We start from the raw sequence: 2,022 nt of genomic DNA on the forward strand, positions 1-2,022 counted from the left end.
TCATCGACGGCATCGCCTTCCAGACCAACATCCTGGCGCTCAATGCCGCGGTGGAAGCGGCCCGGGCCGGCGAGCAGGGCCGCGGCTTTGCCGTGGTCGCCTCCGAGGTCCGCACCCTGGCCCAGCGCAGCGCCAACGCGGCCAAGGAAATCAAAGGCCTCATCGAAGCCTCGGTGGACCAGGTCGCCACCGGCTCGAACCTGGTCAACCAGGCCGGCGCGACCATGGGGGAAATCGTCGCCTCGGTGCAGCGGGTCACCGACATCATGGCCGAGATTGCCGCCGCCTCGCAGGAGCAGTCCGCCGGCATCGAGCAGGTCAACCAGACCATCACCCAGATGGACGAGACCACCCAGCAGAACGCCGCATTGGTCGAGGAAGCTTCCGCCGCCGCGCGCAGCATGGAAGACCAGGCGCGGGATCTGGTGGCGGCCGCCTCCACGTTCCGCCTGGACAACCACGCGCCTCCCCTGCGCGCGCCCTCGCGTCGCGCCGCCTGATTCTTCTTTCCCATTCTTCCCCCGAGTTCGCCATGAACCTGTTCCAACGCTTCGCCAACCTGCCGGTCCGGCACAAACTCAACCTGCTCACCGGCCTGATCGCGTTCGGCATCGTGGCGCTGGCGGTGATCGCCGCGCGCATGCAGTACCTGGATCTGTACGAGACCCGCAAGGCGGGCCTGAAGACCCGGGTGGAACTGACCTTCGGCATCCTCGATCACTACGCGAGACTGGAAAAATCCGGCGAGCTCGACCCCGCGGCGGCGCGCGCGAACGCGCTCAAGGCGATCGAGCGCATGCGCGGCAACAAGGGCGTGGATTACTACTACATCCACGACATGCAGCCGGTCATGCTGATGCACCCGATCCGCAAGGACCTGGCCGGCAAGCCGATTGGCGATGAACGCAGCCCGGACGGCGTGCTGCTGTATCGCGAGGGCGTGGAAGCCGCGCGCCGCGGCGGCGGTTTCGTCGAGTTCCGCTGGCCCAAGCCGGGCGGCGACGAGCCGATTGCCAAGGTCGTCTACGCCGCCCCCTACAAGACCTGGAACTGGGTCGTCTCCACCGGCGTGTACATGGACGACGTGCAGAACCAGGCGTGGATGTTCACCGGCATCATGACCCTGGCCGGTGGCGCGCTGGTGATCATCGTGGTGCTGCTGAGCTGGATCATCGGCACCCGCATCGTGGTGCCGCTGCGGCACGCCACCCGGGTGGCCGAAGCCATCGCCGCCGGGCGGCTGGAAAACGCCATCGGCGAGCAGCCGCACGACGAACCCGGCCGCCTGCTGGAAAGCATGCACCGGATGCAGGATCAGCTGCGCGCGGTGATCGGCGCGCAGCGCGAGATGGCGCGCCGGCATGACGAGGGCTCGGTCAGCTACCGCATGGACGAGACCGCGTTCCCGGGCGAGTACGGCGACATGGTCCGCGAGACCAATGCCCTGGTCGGCGAACACGTGGCGGCGATCATGGATGCGCTGGGCATCATGCAGCGCTATTCCATCGGCGATCTGTCGGTGGACATCGCCCGCCTGCCCGGCGAGAAGGCGCTGATGACCGAAACCGTCGATGCGGTGAAGGCGAGCCTGTCGGCCATCAACGTCGAAATCAAGCGCCTGGCCAGCGCGGCGGCCGCCGGCGACTTCAGCCAGCGCGGCGACGTGGACCGTTACCAATACGACTTCCGCGACATGGTCGCCGGCCTGAACCAGCTGATGGAAACCACCGACGGCAACCTGGCCCAGGTCTCCCAGCTGCTCCAGGCCATCGCCCGCGGCGACCTGACCACCCGCATGGACGGCGACTTCCACGGCGTGTTCGCCCGCATGCGCGACGACGCCAACGCCACCGTCGCCCAGCTGACCGACATCGTCAGCCGCATCCAGGACGCCTCCACCGCCATCAACACCGCCGCCGGGGAAATCGCCTCCGGCAACGCCGACCTGTCCCGCCGCACCGAACAGCAGGCCGCCAACCTGGAGGAAACCGCCGCCTCCATGGAAGAGCTCACCTCCACCGT

At 67.9% G+C, this 2,022-nt stretch carries 2 protein-coding genes; both read left to right on the forward strand.

The features are described from left to right. Positions 1–500 (forward strand): methyl-accepting chemotaxis protein (locus AC3DE2_RS20120; RefSeq protein WP_488427553.1); only part of this gene is annotated, 500 nt, incomplete at its 5' end. A gap of 32 nt (positions 501–532) precedes the next feature. Continuing rightward, positions 533–2,022 (forward strand): cache domain-containing protein (locus AC3DE2_RS20125; protein WP_488427554.1); only part of this gene is annotated, 1,490 nt, incomplete at its 3' end.

The organism is Pseudoxanthomonas sp. 68-E7, from assembly GCF_057773145.1.